Below are 18,144 nucleotides of genomic sequence, written 5' to 3'. Positions count from 1 at the left end.
TCAGGCGTCGGCGTCCGGGCCCACCTCGAGTCGGCGACGTCGAAGCGTCAGGAGCACGCCACCGGCGGCCGCGAGCCCCAGGCCGAGGACCGCTGCGAGGAGGACCCCGTCAGAGCCCGTCCACGCGAGCCGGTCCGGTCCGCCGGACGACGGTCCGCCGACGGTCGACGCGTTCTGGGGACCGTCCCCGGGCCCAGCGGCGGAACCGGCACCCGGTACCGCGGTCGGATCGGCCGTCGGCCCCGCGGTCGGCGCCGTGGTCGGATCCGGCGTGGGTTCCGCCGTCGGCTCCGGCGTGGGCCCCGGCGTCGGGTCGACCGCACCGGCCTCGATCTCCACCCGGAGCTCGGCGGACGCGACCTGCCCGGCGTTCGACGTGATCTCGTACCGCACCGGCGACGCGACCCCGCTGAAGCCGTCCTCGGGCGTGAACGTCACCCGCCCGGCGTCGTCCACGACGTACGTGCCCTCGCCCGGAACGCGCAGCTGTTTGCCGTCGCCGGACAGCTCCGCACCGTCGAGTCCCTCGTCGGTGAGCCGCAGCGAGCCGAGGTCGGCACCGCTGCCGTCGAGCGCGTCGTTCCCCACGACGTCCACGACCACTGGTTCACCCTGCTGTCCGGTCGCAGCGTCATCCGAGGCGACGGCGTCCGGCAGCACGACGTCGAACGCGATCGTGTCCGTGTTGTTCGTCAGGTCGACGTCGCTCACCGAGCCGTCCCGCGCGACCGCGGCCCGCCCTTCGTCGAACCGGCCGGTGGTGAAGTCGGTGACACTCTCCACCGGCGCCGAGTACGTCCCGCTCCTCGTGGTCGCCGGCACGGTCCCGCGGGCCAGCAACTCGATCTGTCCTCCGGGCGGCGCCGTCCAGTCGGTCGCCACGACTCCTGCGCCCTGATCGGCACCGCACGACGCGCCGCCCGTGGCCTCGCACGACCAGGTGACGTCCTCGAGCGGGAGCGCATCGATCAGTGCCGTCGTCCGCGCCACTGCGTCGGTGGGCCCACCGATCGTGGCCGGCCCGTCGTTGACCGATCGGACGCGGAACGACACGTCGTCGCCTGAGGTCACCGGCCCCTCGGTGTCCACTGACGCCGTGGTCACGACGTCGGTCGGCTGTGTGGCCCGCACGTTGCGGATCTCGTGGAACTCGGCCCGCCCGCCGGTCGACGCGCTGAACCCGAAGCGCATCTGGCCGGGCAACGCCGTCGCCGGCAGGTCGGTCGAGATCAGGTGGTGCAGCTCCGCCGGCTCGGAGCCGACGGGGGTGGCGTCCGACATCGTGACGATGGCCGTGATGCCACCGGCGTCCCGGGGCACGACGTCGACCTTCACGTGCCGGTAGGTCGCCGTCTCGGCGTCGACGCCGCGGTCCTCGAGGAACCCGTCGCCGCGGTTGCCCGTCGTCGCCAGCACGGGGTAGCACTCAGCCTCGGCCCCGCGGACGGTGACGGCGTTCTGGATGAACTCCGGCAGCGCGAAGTTGCCGAACCGGTCGAACCCGACGCCGACGACACCGCCGTCCAGTCCTGCCGAGCAGGCGGACTTGCCGTCGAAGTAGCCGAGTCCGCCGCCCACGGGGCCGATGGAGTCGAGCGGCATCGCGGCGTCCTGCAGGAAGAACCCGATGCCGTCGGCGTACCCGGTGTCGGTGGGGCTCCACATCCGCTGGTCGAACTCGACGGTCAGTCCGTTGCTCGAGTCGTACGGCACCTCGTTGTACACCGCCGAGGCCATGTACTTGGCGTTGTCGGTCATCCGCAGCCACTTGCCCGCCGAGCCGTTCTCGACGATCGCGGCCTGCTGGTCGTTCGAGGCGATGCGAGCCCAACCCGACGGCATCGTGGTGCCGACGGGCAGGTCCACGAACGGATCGTGGACCGGGAACGGGTCGGCGGCGTGGGCCGGTGGTGCATCTGCGACGACGCCCGCGCCGGCGACGAGCGCGCCCAGGGCGACCATCGGGACCAGCGCGACGGTGACGGCCGCGCGGGACGGACGGGCACGAGGCGGACGGGCCGGCGGTGGAAGAGCACGGGTGGAACGAGTGTGCATGGGAGTCCTCTCTGACGGTGCAGGAGACGACTGTGCACGGGCCGCGGAGTGGTCCGCAAGTATTATCCGTACGATATTCCGCGTTCGGTATGGCGGGCCTCAGTGCGGGGCAGCGACCGACGCCGTGACCGTGAACTTCGGGGTGCGCAGGACCTGCCGGGTCGGCCCGACCAGGCGCTCCAGTACCGGCCGGTAGCGCAGGTGCCCGTTCCACACGCACCACAGTTCGCCGCCGGGCTGCAGGACGGTGGCCGCGTTCCGGAACATCGCCTCGGCCGCGTCGGTGGTCACCGTGGTGTCCGCGTGGAACGGGGGGTTGCAGAGCACGAGCTGGGCGGACCCGGCGGCGAGCTCGTCCCCGGCGTCGGTGCGCAGTGCCGTCACCCGGTCAGCGACGCCGTTCGCCTCGGCGGTCGCCCGTGTGGACGCCACCGCGATCCGGGACACATCGGTCGCGATCACCTTGACGTTCGGCCGCCGCAGTGCGATCGCCGCGGCGATGACACCGTTGCCGGACCCGAGGTCGACGACGGTCCGCGCGGTCGGCACCGCGGCGTCCATCGCCTCGAGCAGCACCCGGGTGCCCTGGTCGAGCGAGGTACCGGCGAACACCCCGCCGTGCGCGACGAGCGTCATGCCGAGGTCGTCGACGTGCACCGATCTGGGCCAGGGATTGGTCGCGGCCGCACGGTTCGCCTGGGCACGCAACGGGTCCTGCGCGATGAGCAGGCGCGACTTCCCCCGCCCCCGCGAAGCCGTGACCTCGCCGAACGAGCGGCGCAGCACGTCGTTCTGCGACAGGTTCATGTACTTGACGTTGCCGCCGCACAGCAGCACGACGTCAGGAGCGGCGAACCGCGCGACGGCCCGGGCGATCTCGTCGAGGCGGTCGTGTGACTTCGACAGCCGCAGCACGACGAGCCGGACGTCGCGGAAGGCGTCTTCGAGCGAGTCCGGGTGGTGGAATCCGCGCAGACCGAACGTGCCAGCGTTGGCCTCGAGCGCGCGTTCCCCGACGAGCGAGTCCTGCACGACGCGGATGTCCGATGCGCCGTACTGCGTGATGAGCCCGAGGGTCAGGACTCCAAGACGGTCATCGACGACCGCCACCTCGCCGGGCTGCCGCAGGGCGTCCCCGTGCACGTGCGGCGCCTCGTCGATCAGGAACCGGTCGGTGCCGTCGATCGCGATGAGGTCCGGGGCGGTGTCGTCGCGGCGGCGGAAGAGGTCGGCGAAGTCTGGCACCGCGTCAGCGTACCCATCCCTTGACGGCGGACCTCGCAGCGGCGCGGACGACCGCGTCCAGTTCACGCGGACCAGCGTGCGACTGCACGTCGCCGCCCGAGCTCCACGACGGCAGGTCGGTCCGGGGGCGCTCCTCGTTGCAGGGGACTCAGCCGGTGGTGCCCTCCGCACGCAGCTCCAGCGACGAGTCGCCCGCGACCGCGTCGGCCGGGACACGGACGACCGGCTTCCAGCGAAGCGTCGAACCCGGGGGCATCGAGAACCCCGAACCCGTCTGCAGCGTGAACCGCATCGTCGTGCCGCCGTCGGCGAGCGTCCCGCCCCGCAGCACGAGGTTCGCGCTCGTCCGCCAGTCCTCGCCCGGCTTCCGGTACATGCCGGCGAGCGTCGACTGCCCGGGTGCGAAGGTCGTGCCGTCCGGACTGGTCAGCGTGATCGCCCCGGTGATCGTCGAGATCTGGGCGTGGACCTGCAACCCGGCCTCGACCTCGACGTCGGCGCCGCGGGTCAGGGCGGTCTTCGGGCCCTGCAGTCCGGACAGGGACTGCCACCCCGGGATCGCCTCGGGCACGGTCAGGTGCAGTTTGCCGTCCGCGATCCGGAACGCCTGGGGCGCGCTCGAGTCCGAGATGAGCGAGTCGGAACGGTACGCGGCGAGGAGCGTCGGTTGCGCGTGCAGGACGAGCACGAACTCGCCGTCCGCGTACGGGCGGTCCCGGAAGGTCTCGTCGAGGACCTTGCCCGTCTGGTTGCCCTGCACCGTGCCCGTGGCGAGTACCGTGCCGTCCGCCGCGAAGTGCGTGACGGTCAGGTAGGCGTTCGATCCCCAGGACCAGTGCGCGTCGTAGGACGTGACCGCCCGCCACCGGAGTTCCTCGTTCCGCTGATCGAGCCACAGGTCGCCGACGACGCGGTTCGACGCCCCGCGCAGGACGATCGAGTCCCCGCCGACGGCCGCAGTCCTGACGACGATCGTGTCCTCGGCGCCGGTGTCGCTCCGGAGCCGCACGAGGAGCCGTCCGGTGTCGGTACCGACGGCATCGGCGACCGCTGCGGCGTCCACGGCGGTCGCGCTCCCTCGGCCGCTCGCGGTCCCGAGCCCGGTGACCGTCGGCGCGGCGACCACGTGCTCGCCGACGGGCACGGGCGACACTGCTCCGGTGACCACGCCGACCGGCGGGTCGTAGTCGGGGACGAGTCGTTCCACGATGCGGTGTCGTGAGTCGACGTTGTCCCAGATGGGCTCCCGCAGGTCGGGGAGCGCACCGATGACGGCGCGGGTCGCGTCCGACATCGGGAACCCGAGCTGGTCGTAGAACGGCGCGAGGTCACGGTCGGCCACCCGCGAGGCGACCTCGACGAAGATCGCATGCTTGTCGTCGATGGTCAGGGCGTTCACGTTCGTCTTCGCCGCCTCGGCACGCAGCGCCGCGAAGAACCTCGGCAGGTAGCCGTCGCCGAACGCGCGGCGCAGCTGTTCCCATGCCAGGAGCCGGACCCGGTCGTGGGCGCCTTCCCAGTCCCGGTCCGCGATCGGTGTGGTGAAGTACCGCTCGAGGAGCGGGATGCTCTCGTCCCACCGGCTCCCGAACCCGAGTCCGTCCTGCACGGCGAGCGCGGACAGGTTGGTGATGGTCTCCGCGGTACCCGGGAAGATGTTGATCGGTGCTTCGTAGGTGTGGCCGATCTCGTGCCACAGCCCCCACAGCCCACTCAACGGAAGCCGGAAGAGATCGGCGGCAGCACCGGTGCCGGTCTGGAACATGATGCGCGCGTTGCTCGCGTTGGCGTACCCGGCACCGGAGTCGGGTGAAGCGATGTGGATCCGGTGCGGGTACTTGTGCGAGGTCCCGACGGCACGCTCGTCGAGGCCGTACGTCTCGTTCGTGAGCTCGATCACCCGGTCCCAGTTCGCGGTGCGCTCCGCGAGGTCGGCACCGGCGATGGCCGTGCCGGTCTTCGGCTTCTGGAAGTCGCCGAACATCCGGTCCGACACCACCTCGACGAACGGTGCATCGGCGAACCGCCGGAGGTCCGCTGCGAACGAGTCGGCGGTCGACTGGCCCCGGACGTAGGTCGGGACGGCAACACCGCCGGCGATCGTGACCGTCGCTTCCCCGGTGTCCGCCGCGCTGACCATCGAGACCATCCCGTCGTGCGGAGCCGTGACACGGTTCACGCCAGCGGTCAGTCGCGTCTGCTGGTACCCGACATCGGCGCCCGAGTTGTGCGCCGCGTACGGGCCGATCAGCCCGATGGCGACGTCCATCGCCGGCGCACCGGTCGGTACCGACACGGTGACGACGTCGCCGGCGGCGACGAACCGTCCGGCAGGCTGCAGATCACTGTGCCGGAACCGCCGTCCCTCTGCTGTGGCCGCGGCCGCCGCATCACCGATGCCGTGCACCAGGACGCTCGTCGCGTCGCCGTTCGCCGAGTGCTCGATCACCGTCTCGTGGACGTCGACTCCGCCGGTTGCCGCTGCGGCGACCCCGCCACCGATGGCGAGTGCCGTGACGATGAGGACAGCAGGGAGGGCAGGAAACAATCGCATACAGATATTTTACATGCGGTATGGCGATTCGGGAAGGGTCAGCGCGGCCCGCGGTACAACACGATCTGCGTGTTCCGCTGCGGCCGCGCACCGGCCCGCAGCGACACCGCGGCACCCGTCGTCGTCGCCGCGAACACGCGCGCGCCGGGCCGGTTGATGAGCTGGTCGGCCAACGCGGTCTCGAGCTCGCGCACCCGGTCGCGCAGGTCCTTGTTCTCGTTCTCCAGGTCGAGCACCCGCCGGATCCCCTCCAGCGACACCCCCTCGGAGCCGAGGCGCGCGATCTCGCGCAGCTGCGCGACGTCGCGCATCGAGTAGCGGCGGGAACCGCCGCGAGTACGGCCGGGTACGACCAGGCCGAGCCGGTCGTACTGCCGCAGCGTCTGCGGGTGCATCTCGGACAGTTCCGCGGCGACCGCGATCGCGAAGACGGGCGAGTTCTCGTCCATGTCGGTCATGGCGTGCTCCTTCCGTCGTTCGCGTGGGGTGAAAACCAGCCTGGAGGCGCGGTGCGGCTTCCTGACGGAGCCGCGCCGCGCCTCCAGGCCGGGTCTACTGCATTCGGTGCGTGACGCTAGTCACGCGCCTTCGCGAGGATGTCCTCGCGCGGGTTCTCGTCGGGCAGGGTCGCCGCGAGTGCCTCGACGGCCTCGCGCTGCTTGTCCGACAGGTGCGACGGCACCGCGACCTGGACGGTCGCGAGCAGGTCGCCCGTGCCGTTCTTCGTCGCGACGCCACGGCCCTTGACGCGCAGGACGCGACCCGACGGCGTGCCGGGAGCGACCTTCAGCTTGACGGGCGAACCGCCGAGCGTCGGGACCTCGATCGTCGCGCCGAGCGCTGCCTCGACGAACGTCACGGGGACGTCCACGCGGAGGTTCAGCCCGTCGCGCTCGAACACCGGGTGCTTGCGGACCGAGACGGCGACCACCAGGTCACCGGCCTCGCCGCCGTCGGGCGAGGGTTCGCCCCGACCGCGGAGCCGGATCTTCTGGCCGTCCGCGACCCCCGCGGGGATGCGGACGTTCACCGGGCGACCGTTGCCCTGCGACAGCTTGACGGTGTCGCCGGCGATCGCCGTGGTGAAGTCGAGCGTCGTCGACGCCGTGACGTCCCGGCCCTTCGTCGGTCCGCCGAAGCCGCGGTAGCCGCCGGAGGTCTGGCCGAAGCCACCACCGCCGCCGAACATCCCGCCGAGGATGTCCTCGAAGCCGCCGGCGCCGCCCGGGCCGCCCTGGCCGCCCTGGCCGAAGCGGACGCGCTGTCCGCCCCCGCCCTGCTGCTGCCCGAACATCCCGCCGAAGACGTCCTCGAAGCCACCACCCTGGCCTCCGCCGCCCGCCGTGAAGCGGGCGCCGGAGCCCATGGCACGGACCTGGTCGTACTCCTGGCGCTGCTCCTTGTCGGAGAGCACCGAGTAGGCCTCGCTGATCTCCTTGAAGCGGTTCTCCGCCGCGGCGTCACCCGGGTTGGAGTCCGGGTGGAACTGCCGCGCGAGCTTCCGGTAGGTCTTCTTCAGCTCGGCCTCCGACGCGTCCTTCGACACTCCGAGGACCTTGTAGAAGTCCTTGTCGAACCAGTCCTGACTGGCCACTGGTACCTACCTTCCGTTCCGGCTCAGGCCGGGACCGCCACCGCGACCTTGGCCGCACGCAGGACGCGCTCACCGAGCTTGTAGCCCGGCTCGACGACGTCCGCCACGGTCTGGCCGGTGGCACCCGGGGTCGGGAGCTGGACGATCGCCTCGTGGATGTTCGGGTCGAAGGCTTCACCCTTCTCGCCGATCTGCACGAGCTTGAACTTGTCGAAGCCCCCGCGGATCTTCTGGCCGATGACCTGCATCGGCCCCTCGGCGAGGTCACCGTGGGCCTCGGCCCGGGTGAGGTCGTCGAGCGCCGGCAGCAGGGCCCGCACCACTTCGGCGATGGCGACCTCGCGGTTGGCCTCGCGGTCGCGCTCGACGCGCTTCCGGAAGTTCACCAGCTCGGCCTGCGCACGGAGCATGTCGGCACGCATCTCGGCGACGAGGTCGCGGTCCGTGTCGGACAGCTTGTCCTCCTGGATACCGCGGGCGGCGTCGTCGAGCAGGGCCTGGTCCTCCGGGGAGAGGTCGTTCGCCGCGTCCGTTGCCGGGCCGCCGGCGGCGGGGCCGTCGGTCGGTACTTCGACGTCGGGCCCCTCCGCCTCGATGAGGTCCTCGGGCTCGGCCGCGTTCGTGGCGTCGCCCTCGACCTGGGGTTCGTCTTCGTTGGGCGCGTTGTCCTTGGGGTCCGTCATCGCTACTTCTTGTCCTTGTCGTCCTCGTCGTCCACGACCTCGGCGTCGACGATGTCCTCGTCGTCCGCCGGCTGCTCACCCGCGGGCTGCTCGCCACCGGCTGCACCGGCTGCTGCGTCCTGCTGGGAGTAGATGGCCTGGCCGAGCTTGCCCTGCGACTCGTTGAGCTTGTCGAAGGCCGTCTTCACGGCGTCCTCGTCCTCGCCGGCGAGCGCGGACTTGAGGGCGTCGACGTCGGCCTGCACCTCGGACTTGACGTCCTCGGGGAGCTTGTCGTCGTTCTCCTTGATGAGCTTCTCGATCGAGTAGACGAGCTGCTCGGCCTGGTTGCGACGCTCGTTGGCCTCACGACGGGCCTTGTCCTCGGCCGCGTGCTCCTCGGCTTCGCGGACCATGCGCTCGATGTCCTCCTTCGGCAGCGACGAGCCACCGGAGATGACCATCGACTGCTCCTTGCCGGTGCCCTTGTCCTTCGCGGACACGTGCACGATGCCGTTGGCGTCGATGTCGAAGGTGACCTCGACCTGCGGGACGCCACGGGGAGCCGGCGCGATGCCGGTGAGCTCGAACGTGCCGAGCGGCTTGTTGTCGCGGGTGAACTCGCGCTCGCCCTGGAAGACCTGGATCGCGACCGACGGCTGGTTGTCGTCAGCGGTCGTGAAGGTCTCGCTCCGCTTGGTCGGGATCGCCGTGTTGCGGTCGATGAGCTTCGTCATCAGCCCGCCCTTGGTCTCGATGCCGAGCGACAGCGGCGTGACGTCGATGAGCAGGACGTCCTTGCGCTCACCCTTCAGCACACCGGCCTGCAGTGCCGCGCCGACGGCGACGACCTCGTCCGGGTTGACGCCCTGGTTCGGGGACTTGCCACCGGTGAGCTGCTTGACGACCTCGGCCACGGCGGGCATGCGGGTCGAGCCACCGACGAGCACCACGTGCGCGATGTCGTTGACCGAGACACCGGCTTCCTTGATGACGTCGTTGAACGGCTTCTTGGTGCGGTCGAGCAGGTCGGAGGTCATCTGCTCGAACTGTGCGCGCGAGATGGTCTCGTCGAGGTTGAGCGGGCCCTCGGCCGTGAGCGTCAGGTACGGCAGCTGGATGTTCGCCGACATCTGCGACGACAGCTCCTTCTTCGCCTGCTCAGCGGCTTCCTTCAGGCGCTGCTTGGCGATCTTGTCCGTGGACAGGTCGACGCCGTGCTCGTCCTTGAACTTCTTGATCAGGTAGTCGACGATGCGCTGGTCCCAGTCGTCGCCACCGAGGCGGTTGTCACCGGAGGTCGCACGGACCTGGATCGTCGAGAAGTCGTCGTCCTTGCCCACCTCGAGCAGGGAGACGTCGAACGTGCCGCCACCGAGGTCGAAGACCAGGATGAGCTCGTCTTCCTTGCCCTTGTCGAGGCCGTAGGCCAGAGCGGCCGCGGTCGGCTCGTTGATGATGCGGAGGACGTTGAGGCCGGCGATCTCACCGGCGTCCTTCGTGGCCTGGCGCTCGGCGTCGTTGAAGTACGCCGGCACGGTGATGACCGCGTCGGTGACGTCTTCACCGAGGTACTGCTCGGCGTCGCGCTTGAGCTTGCCGAGGGTACGGGCCGAGATCTCCTGCGGCGTGTACTTCTTGCCGTCGATCTCGGTGGTCCAGTCGGTGCCGACGTGACGCTTGACCGACGCGATGGTGCGGTCGACATTCGTCACGGCCTGGCGCTTGGCGGTCTCGCCGACCAGGACCTCGCCGTCCTTGGTGAAGGCGACGATCGACGGCGTGGTGCGGAGACCCTCGGCGTTCGCGATGACGGTGGGCTCGCCACCCTCGAGAACGCTGACGACCGAGTTGGTGGTTCCGAGGTCGATGCCTACTGCACGTCCCATGTGTGGTGCTCCTTCTTGCTCGAGGTAAGTCGATGGACTTGCGTCCGATGGACTCAACTCTACTCAGGACCCGGCTCGCGTCAACTCAGGGCGGCCGAAGTTGCGTCGATCCCACTCAACTCCCAGCTAGCAGCGCGCCATGCAATGTTTCGCATGTCATATGCCATGTGATATTCTGGGCTTGCAGGCTGGCCGAGAGGTCCTGGACTGCGATCCCCCACCGTGCCGCGGATTTACGGCGGCCCTCCCCGAAAGAACGTCACATGTCTCGAAAGAAGAGGGCAACGGCCCTCAAGTCCTTCGGCGCGGCAGGTCTCGCCGCAGCCACGCTCGTCTCCGGCTTGTCCTTCGGTCCGGCCGCCTCCGCCGCTTCCGCGGCCCCGTCCCCCACCGCATCGGGTGATCGCCTGACCGGCAAGATCGTCTTCAAATACCCTTTCAACGAGCAGTACGCCGCTGTTGATAAGAACTTCGGCTCCAAGTGGTATTCGACGTACGAAGCGGCACTGCAGAACGCCGCTCCAGGATGGGAGATCCCCGCCAAGGGATCAACAGGCATCATCAAGAACAGCGACGGTCGCTGCGTACAGAATCCTGGCTGGGACTTCGGCGGACGGCTGTTCTTCATGGGAGCCTGCGACTCGGTTCAAGCTCAGAGTGGCACTTACTACTCCACCGGTCAGCTGGCGATGGCCCCGTGGGCGATGTGGCACAACGGTTCAGGCTTGTCGACTGGCAACCAGTCGAGCCTTGAACTTGCGAGCGGCAAGGACATGCGCCCCGCGCAGTCCCCACTCGTTGCGAAGGTCGACTCCGTGGACAACGTCGCGAAGACTGCCGTCGTCTCCGGCACCGCCACCCCCGGCGCCGCGATCTCCGTCAGCGGCACCTCGTTCGCGACCACCGCGGACGGCACCGGCAAGTGGTCCCTCACCGTCCGCGACCTCCCCGTCGGTGCGAACGGCCGCACCATCATCCAGAAGGTGAACGGCACCGAGGTCGACCGCGTCAACGTCACGATCACCATCGGCGCGCCCTCGACGACGCTCGGGACGTACAACCTCACCGGGAAGCCCAACACCGGCGACGCCTTCGCCAACGGCACCCAGGGCACTGTCTCCTGGAACGCACGAGCCAAGACCGGCGAGACCGGCGTCGACATGGAGAGCGGAACCTCGTACTCCTGGCTGTTCACCATGCCCCGCGGCTACGAGGTCTACGACCTCCCCGCCGGGACGAACAACGGCGTGTGGAAGGACGAGTGGATCACCGGAACCAACTCGAACGGCCTCCAGACGCTGACCTACAAGGCCACCAACGTCTCCGCGGTCACGCAGAAGAACGTCGCCAAGGGCGTCGCCACCCGCACCTTCAAGATCCGTGCGACCACGCAGCCGACAGCCGACGCCACCCTGTTCACCGTGTTCACGGCACCTCCGGGATACACCTCCACCACGCCCGTCGCGATCACGACGCTCAAGGCAGCCGAGATCCCGGCCGACCCGGCACCGCTCGTCGTCCAGACTCCGGCCAACGGCTCGGTCGTGGACACCAAGCGTCCGACGTTCTCCGGTACCGGTGACGAAGGCGCGACCATCGAGGTCAAGGGCAACTCCGGCCGTGTCGTCGCCTCGGCGACGGTCAAGGACGGCAAGTGGTCCGCTCCGGCGGACTTCGACCTCGGCGAGGGCTTCTACGACCTCGGCGTGACCCAGACCCCACTCACGGGCTCCGCCGAGACGAAGCGCGTGAACTTCACGATCCGCACCGAGGCCCCGGCGAACCCGGCCCCGCTCGTCGTCCAGACCCCGGCGAACGGCTCCACGGTCGACCAGAAGCGTCCGGTGTTCTCCGGTACGGGTGACAAGGGCGCACGTGTCGAGGTCAAGGGCACGTCCGGCCGCGTCGTGGCCGCTGCAGTGGTCGATGACAACGGCAACTGGTCCGCCCCGGCGACGTTCGACCTCGGCAACGGTGTCTACGACCTCACCGCGACGCAGACCCCGGTCCGTGGCACTGCCGACTCGAAGCCCGTCTCGTTCACGATCAACGCCTCGGAGTTCTCCACGGCGCTGACCGCCACGGGCGCCTTCGACCAGGACGTCACCAAGCCCGCGACGATCTCGGGCGCGGCGACCACCGGCGCGACCGTCGTCGTCAAGGACAGCCTCGGCAACGAGATCGGCCGCGTCGTCGCAAGCGACGGCCGCTACACGATCCCGGTCCCGGCGAACCGCGCACAGTTCGGCGTGAACGAGTTCAGCGTCACCCAGACGCTGAACGGCAAGACCTCCGCAGCCGTGAACGTCTCGCTCGACTACGGCACGCCGACGCCGATCAACATCACCTCGCCGGCGAACGGCGCGACCGTCAACAAGGAGGGCCTGACCTTCACCGGCACCGGTCAGACCGGCGCGAAGGTCACCGTCCGTGGCACCGTGAACGCGATCGCCAGCGGCGACGTCGTGAACGGCGAGTGGACCGCCAAGGTCGACTTCCCGCTGACGAGCAACCTCTACAACCTGTGGGCGGTGCAGACCACCAAGGGCGGTCTGACCACCCAGCAGGCGATCACCGTGACGGTCACGGACGAGCAGGCGGTCACCCCGCTCACCGCGACGGCGGCGTTCAACACCACCGACGAGAACCTGCCGGCGACGATCTCCGGCGCGGCCCAGATGGACGCCACGGTCACCGTGAAGGCTGCTGACGGCTCGATCGTCGGTACCGCGAAGGCGACCGGCGGTCGGTACACGATCACGATCCCGCCGGCCAAGGCCGCGTTCGGTGTCAACACGTTCACGGTCACCCAGACCGTCAACGGCGCCGTGTCCGCCCCGTTGAACCGCTCGCTCGACTACGGCAACCCCGTCGCCCCGGTGATCTCCACCCCGGCGAACGGCGCCACCGTGACGAACGGCCAGATCCGCTTCACGGGCACCGGCGCCACCGGCGCCAAGCTCGACATGCGCGGCAAGACCTCGTCGATCGGTGACACGAAGGTCGCCAACGGTGCCTGGACGGTCGACGTCTCCCGGCAGCTCACCCCCAACCTCTACGAGCTGCACGCGCTCCAGACGAGCAAGGGCGGGCTGACGAAGCAGGCCGAGATCACCGTCACGGTGCAGGACAAGCAGGTCATGGAGCTCACCGCGGCCGGCTCGTTCCAGGCCGACGTCGAGAAGCAGGCCACGATCAGCGGCAACGCCCAGACCGGCGCGACCGTCGTGGTCCGCGAGGGCAGCACCGTCATCGGCACCACCACCGGTGCCGACGGCAAGTACTCGCTGTCGATCCCGGCCACCGTCGCGGGCGTCCGTACCTTCACCGTCACCCAGACGGTCGACGGTGAGGTCTCCCCCGCCAAGACGGCGACGCTCGACTACGGCACGGCGACCCAGGTCGTCGTGAACACCCCGGCCGAGGGCGCACAGGTCCCCGGAACCGGCATCACGTTCACCGGTACCGGCCAGGCTGGCTCGAAGGTCGTCCTCGGCGGCACCACGAGCCGACTCGGCGAGGCCACGGTCAACTCCGAAGGCGAGTGGTCCATCACGATCAGCCGCACGCTGACCCCGCAGGTCTACGTGCTCTACACGAAGCAGATCACGAAGGGCAACCTGATCGGCGACGCGGTGGTCACGACCATCAACGTCACCCAGTAACACCCCAGCAGGACCCGACGGCCCGACCCCACCCAGGGGTCGGGCCGTTCGGCGTCCCCGGCACCTGCGCAACGCGCAACGCCACCGGCACCGGCACCGGCACCGGCACGACAACCCAGCAACCGCAACCGCACCGGCCCACCACCCACCGCCGACCGCCGACCGCCGACCGCCGACCGCCCTGCCACAGCCCACAGCCCACAGCCCACAGCCCACGTTCACCAACGACGAAGGCCGCCGCCCGTCGTGACGACGGGCGGCGGCCTGGCCGCTCAGCGGCGGACTGCGATCAGAAGGCGGCGATGCGGTGCCGCACGGAGCCTGCGAACCGGCCACAGGTAGCGCCGACGCGCGAGGCGGCGGTGATCCGGGCCTCCTGGCCGGTGCCGGCGAGCAGAACGGCTTTGACCGTCGATGCGAGCTCACGGACCCCGTCGACCGCGCGCCACCGTGCACCGGCGGCGCGGTGTGCCCGCAGGAGGCGCGCATCGTCGACGCCGTAGCGGTACGCCTGGCGGAACGCACCGCGGGCCGCGCTGCGCAAGCGGTACTGGACGACCGCCTGCGGGACGAAGACGATGGGCGAACCAGCCGCAGCCACCCGCCAGCAGAAGTCGATGTCCTCGCCGCAGTGCAAGGACTCGTCGAAGCCGTCGACGGCCTCGAGCAGCGCGCGGGTCACGCCGAGCGCACAGCTCGGCGTGTAGGGCAGGTGCCGGAACTTGACGGGCAGCTCCGTCGTCGACGCGGTCACCCGGGCCGCGAGCGCGGGTGCGTTGAGCAGGTCGTACGCCAGTCGGCCGCCGCCGATGCCGTCTTGCTGCACGGCCGCAGCCATCGCCGAGATCCATCCGGGTTCGAGCACGTCGTCCGCGTCGCAGAACAGCACGATGTCGTGTCGTGCGGCGCGCCAGCCGACGTTGCGAGCGTGGCTCGGCCCACGGACGTCCGTCGCGTCGACGACGCGCACGGCCCAGCCGGATGGCCACTCCGTGGCGTCGACGAACGGGCGCAGGACGCTGGGCCTGACGCCGTTGGCAGCGAGGACGACTTCGACGTCGCCCTCGTGCTGTTGCACGGCGATCGCCCCGAGCTGCGCGCTCAGGGCGGTGTCGGGTCGACCGACCGGGACGACGACGGAGACGGGCACGGCGGAGACGGGCACGGCGGACTCGCTCTCTCAGGGTGTGGTTGCGGTGGTGCGTCCGAACCGGGCGGGCACGACGTGGCGCGCCATCGCGATGACGTCGCGGCGGATACCCGGCAGCACGACGGCAAGGGCGAGCACGACGAGCGCAGAAGCGCCGCCGACCGTGATCGCGAGCCAGGGGCCGAGGTCGAGCAGCCGGGTCAGGAGCGTGACACCACCCACCGCCACGGCCACGATGCCGGGGCGGACGATCGGCGCGACGAGGTCACGGAGCCCGAGCCCTGGGCGTCGACCAGCGACCACGAAGCCGGGGACGACGAGGACGAGCGAGCTGACGGAGAACGCCCACGCCATCCCGGTGACGCCCCACGGCAGGCCGACGAAGAACGAGGCGAGGACGAGTGGACGGCTGACGAGCGCCCAGATGGTCTGACGAGCGCCCTGGCCGGTCGCGACGAACACCCAGACGGTGACGTAGCCGAGAGTCTGCGCGATGCCAGCGAGCACCAGCACGCGGAAGATCGGTACCGAGCCCGCCCACGCGGGGCCGAACAGCACGGTGACGACGGCGTCGGCGAGCACTGCCAGCACCGCGAAGGTCGGCCACAGCACGTACCCGGTCACGGCTGTGAGGTGCCGGTAGTAGCGCCGGAAGCGCTCGCGGTCGTCGGCGACCTTGGCGAGCACGGGGACCGCGACGCGCTGGAGCGGCCCGTTGACCTGCTCCAGCGGGATCGTGAGCAGCTGCCCGGCCTGTGCGTACAAGCCGGCGGCGAGCGGGCCGAACGACGCCCCGACGATCACCTTGTCGAGGTTGCGGGCCGCGAAGTTGAGGACCTGGACCGCGGTGACGTTCGCTGCGAAGGCGAGTTCCGGCCGGACGGCGGACCACCGCGCGGGGCGGGTCGGGCGCCAGGGACACACGGCGATCGAACCGATGCCGAGCACGAGCGAGAAGAGGAGCGCCTGGGCGACGAGCGCCGATGAGCCCGCACCGGCGATCGCGAGCACGAGCGCCAGGGCGGCGCCGGAGACCATCGACGCGACCTCGAGCAGGGCGAGGGCACGGAAGCGGAGGTTGCGGGCGAGCAGCGCCGTGGGGACCGCGCTGGCCCCGGCCGCCACGAAGGGAACCGCGAGCAGCATCACGGACCTGCCGGACGCTGGGAAGCCGAGGACGACCGCGAGTGCCGGCGCCGACAGGGCCAGCGCAGCGCCGACAGCGAGTCCGGCTGCGGCGCTGAGGAGGTGGAGCGAGGAGGCGACGCCGGCGGACAGGCGCGGCGCACGGGTGACGAGGGCTCCGATGCCACCGATGCGGAGGAGCTCGGCGAGACCGCTGAGCAGGAGCACGACGACCGCGAACCCGTACTCGGCGGGGCCGAGGATCCTGGCGATCACCACGACGGTGACGAGCTGCACGAGGAACCGGGTCGCGGTGCCGGCGGCGGTGACGATGCCGCCACGGGCTGCCGCGGTCGCGAGCGGAGCGGAGGACTGCCAGTCCGGCAGGGTCGTGCGGGTCATGGCAGTCCTCCGTTCGGGTCGGGTCGGACTCAGCGGGTGACGAACAGGTTCTCGGCGCCCTTGTCCGTGACCTTCGGCTTGCCGTCCGTGGTGACCCGGTTGCCGTTGCCGCTGACCGTGACCTTGCCGATCTCCTTGGCGTCGACGTCGTTGATGGTGCCGCTCATGACGAGCGCGTCGACCTTGCCGAGGTGGACGACCGCGTTGCTCGCGGTGATCTCGACCGAGGCACAGTCGCCCACGGTGACGTCCTTGTTGCTCTGGTCGATGACGACCTTGCCGTCGGCGCACTCCGCCGTCGCCTTCTGGATGTCGGCCGGCGGCGTCGAGAAGCGGTCGTCTGCCTTGGCGCTCGAGCTGGCCGTCGGCTTCTTGGTGGGCTCGTCGCCGCCGGTGCCGGAGCACGCCGTGACGACGGTGAGGATCCCGATCGCAGCCAGGGTCGTGGCGGCGATGCGGGCGGTGCGGGAGGTGTGACGCATGTCGGGTTCCGTTCTGAGATCGCGGCGAGGCGGATGACGCTTGGCACTGTCACCCCGGTGACGTTTCAATGTCACGCTCTATAGAATACTGGTATTCTAGATGCATGACAACCCGGAACCTCCCGCTCGTCGCCATGCTCACCCACAGCGCAGCACTGTCCGGGGCGGAGCTCCTCGTGGCGCGGGTGGCCGCCGCCCGGGTCGAGACCGAGGTGATCGTCGTCCTCGGTGAACACGGGCCACTCGAGTCCCTGCTCTCCGGGCTCGGCGTCGAGCACGAGGTCGTCGCGCTCGACCCGTCCGTGACCGAGCACGCAGCCGATGCGGGTGGGGGCCTCCTCGCGAAGGGAGTGTCGACGCTCCGCTCCACGCGGGCCCTCGCGCGACGGCTCCGCGACGTCGGCGCCGACGTGGTCGTCACACACTCGGCGAAAGCGCACGTGTACGGCGGACTGGCCGGCCGGCTCGCACGCATCCCCGTCGTGGCGTACGTCCACGACGTCGTCGGAGCGGCCGGTGCCTCCCGCGCGAACACCCTGGTACTCCGCGCGGCGCTGACGACGCTCCCCGCAGCCAGAATCGCCAACTCACGGACGACGGCCCGCTCCCTCGGCCGGTCCGGTCCGGCACCCGCGGTGATCGGCTGCCCCGTGGACCTCCCGGACCAGGCCGCCCCGTCGGCACCCGGCCCGTTCACCATCGGCATGGTCGGGCGGCTCACCCGTTGGAAGGGGCAGGACATCGCGGTCCGCGCCTTCGCCGCGGCCCGCGCGCTCGGTCTCGACCCCGATGCGCGGCTCCGGCTGATCGGCGCGGCGCACTTCGGGACCGACGACCACCACGCCGCCGAGTTGCACACCCTGGTCACGGAGCTGGACCTGACGGCGCTGGTCGAGTTCCGGGGACACCGGCAGGACGTCGATGCCGAGATCAGCGCGTGCGATCTGCTCGTGCACGCCAGCCGCCGCCCAGAGCCGTTCGGGCAGGTGGTCACCGAGGCGATGGCGCTCGGTCGACCGGTCATCGCCGCGGACGCTGGCGGCCCTGCCGAGGTGCTCACGCACGGCGAGGACGGGCTCCTCGTCCGTCCAGGCGACGTCGATGCCCTCGCGCACGCGATCCTCCGGTTGGCCGGTGACGAGCAGGAACGGAACCGACTCGCCCGCAACGGGCGCCACTCCGCCGCGCGCTACGCGACGCCGCACATCGTGGCGCAGATCGAGCGCGTCCTGCTGAGCGCAGCCAGGTAGCGACCGCCTGGAGGCCCGGTGCAGGTCCGACGGACCGGCACCGGGCCTCCAGGCGGTCCGGTCCACCCCCG

At 70.4% G+C, this 18,144-nt stretch carries 12 protein-coding genes; 2 read left to right on the top strand and 10 right to left on the bottom strand.

Going from position 1 to position 18,144, the window contains the following annotated elements:
* The 7 genes from EDF28_RS19505 to dnaK form a co-directional block, all read right to left on the bottom strand.
* Positions 1-2,055, bottom strand: coding sequence for a lectin-like domain-containing protein (locus EDF28_RS19505; protein WP_123937421.1), 2,055 nt, complete (start codon positions 2,053-2,055; stop codon positions 1-3).
* A 99-nt stretch (positions 2,056-2,154) separates the two neighbouring features.
* Positions 2,155-3,300: a class I SAM-dependent methyltransferase gene (locus EDF28_RS05395; RefSeq protein ID WP_123937420.1), complete on the bottom strand. Its 1,146-nt coding sequence runs from the start codon at positions 3,298-3,300 to the stop codon at positions 2,155-2,157.
* Positions 3,301-3,448: 148 nt separating this feature from the next.
* Positions 3,449-5,854 carry a M60 family metallopeptidase gene (locus EDF28_RS05390; RefSeq protein ID WP_123937419.1) on the bottom strand — a complete coding sequence of 802 codons (2,406 nt, stop codon included), beginning with the start codon at positions 5,852-5,854 and terminating at the stop codon, positions 3,449-3,451.
* A gap of 38 nt (positions 5,855-5,892) precedes the next feature.
* The gene (locus EDF28_RS05385; protein ID WP_123293837.1) at positions 5,893-6,303 is read right to left on the bottom strand and encodes a heat shock protein transcriptional repressor HspR; all 411 of its coding nucleotides are present in this window, start codon (positions 6,301-6,303) and stop codon (positions 5,893-5,895) included.
* A 125-nt stretch (positions 6,304-6,428) separates the two neighbouring features.
* Positions 6,429-7,448: a DnaJ C-terminal domain-containing protein gene (locus EDF28_RS05380; protein WP_123937418.1), complete on the bottom strand. Its 1,020-nt coding sequence runs from the start codon at positions 7,446-7,448 to the stop codon at positions 6,429-6,431.
* A gap of 23 nt (positions 7,449-7,471) precedes the next feature.
* Complete coding sequence (locus tag EDF28_RS05375) at positions 7,472-8,131, bottom strand: nucleotide exchange factor GrpE (RefSeq protein WP_123293530.1); 660 nt, start codon at positions 8,129-8,131, stop codon at positions 7,472-7,474.
* A 2-nt stretch (positions 8,132-8,133) separates the two neighbouring features.
* A complete protein-coding gene (gene dnaK / locus EDF28_RS05370; protein WP_123293529.1) occupies positions 8,134-9,999 on the bottom strand; it encodes a molecular chaperone DnaK in 1,866 nt (621 codons plus the stop codon).
* A 263-nt stretch (positions 10,000-10,262) separates the two neighbouring features.
* On the opposite strand from dnaK, the gene EDF28_RS05365 reads away from it, so the two are divergent.
* Positions 10,263-13,664 (top strand): Ig-like domain-containing protein, encoded by a 3,402-nt coding sequence (locus tag EDF28_RS05365; protein WP_123937417.1) that lies wholly within the window; start codon positions 10,263-10,265, stop codon positions 13,662-13,664.
* A 289-nt stretch (positions 13,665-13,953) separates the two neighbouring features.
* Here EDF28_RS05365 and EDF28_RS05360 read toward each other — a convergent pair whose 3' ends face one another.
* From EDF28_RS05360 to EDF28_RS05350, 3 genes are read right to left on the bottom strand one after another with little or no spacing between them, the layout of a single operon-like run.
* Entirely contained in the window at positions 13,954-14,829 is an 876-nt protein-coding gene (locus tag EDF28_RS05360; RefSeq protein WP_123937416.1) for a glycosyltransferase family 2 protein, read from the bottom strand.
* Between the two features lie 15 nt (positions 14,830-14,844).
* Positions 14,845-16,341, bottom strand: a complete 1,497-nt coding sequence (locus EDF28_RS05355) for a lipopolysaccharide biosynthesis protein (RefSeq protein WP_123937415.1) — start codon at positions 16,339-16,341, stop codon at positions 14,845-14,847.
* 29 nt (positions 16,342-16,370) lie between these two features.
* Positions 16,371-16,823 carry a DUF3060 domain-containing protein gene (locus tag EDF28_RS05350; protein WP_123937414.1) on the bottom strand — a complete coding sequence of 151 codons (453 nt, stop codon included), beginning with the start codon at positions 16,821-16,823 and terminating at the stop codon, positions 16,371-16,373.
* Positions 16,824-16,927: 104 nt separating this feature from the next.
* Here EDF28_RS05350 and EDF28_RS05345 point away from each other — a divergent pair, with 104 nt between their 5' ends.
* The gene (locus EDF28_RS05345; protein ID WP_185094139.1) at positions 16,928-18,073 is read left to right on the top strand and encodes a glycosyltransferase; all 1,146 of its coding nucleotides are present in this window, start codon (positions 16,928-16,930) and stop codon (positions 18,071-18,073) included.
* The last annotated feature ends 71 nt before the right edge of the window (positions 18,074-18,144 follow it).

The organism is Curtobacterium sp. PhB137 (assembly GCF_003814955.1).
Classification (GTDB): Bacteria; Actinomycetota; Actinomycetes; order Actinomycetales; family Microbacteriaceae; genus Curtobacterium.
The sequence above is the reverse complement of the archived record's forward strand: the minus strand, read 5'-3'. Positions and strand labels throughout refer to the sequence as shown.

Coding starts and splice junctions, on each gene's coding strand:
- EDF28_RS19505 (WP_123937421.1), bottom strand. CDS start 2,055: ATGCACACTCGTTCCACCCGTGCTCTTCCACCGCCGGCCCGTCCGCCT.
- EDF28_RS05390 (WP_123937419.1), bottom strand. CDS start 5,854: ATGCGATTGTTTCCTGCCCTCCCTGCTGTCCTCATCGTCACGGCACTC.
- EDF28_RS05385 (WP_123293837.1), bottom strand. CDS start 6,303: ATGGACGAGAACTCGCCCGTCTTCGCGATCGCGGTCGCCGCGGAACTG.
- EDF28_RS05375 (WP_123293530.1), bottom strand. CDS start 8,131: ATGACGGACCCCAAGGACAACGCGCCCAACGAAGACGAACCCCAGGTC.
- dnaK (WP_123293529.1), bottom strand. CDS start 9,999: ATGGGACGTGCAGTAGGCATCGACCTCGGAACCACCAACTCGGTCGTC.
- EDF28_RS05365 (WP_123937417.1), top strand. CDS start 10,263: ATGTCTCGAAAGAAGAGGGCAACGGCCCTCAAGTCCTTCGGCGCGGCA.
- EDF28_RS05355 (WP_123937415.1), bottom strand. CDS start 16,341: ATGACCCGCACGACCCTGCCGGACTGGCAGTCCTCCGCTCCGCTCGCG.
- EDF28_RS05350 (WP_123937414.1), bottom strand. CDS start 16,823: ATGCGTCACACCTCCCGCACCGCCCGCATCGCCGCCACGACCCTGGCT.
- EDF28_RS05345 (WP_185094139.1), top strand. CDS start 16,928: ATGACAACCCGGAACCTCCCGCTCGTCGCCATGCTCACCCACAGCGCA.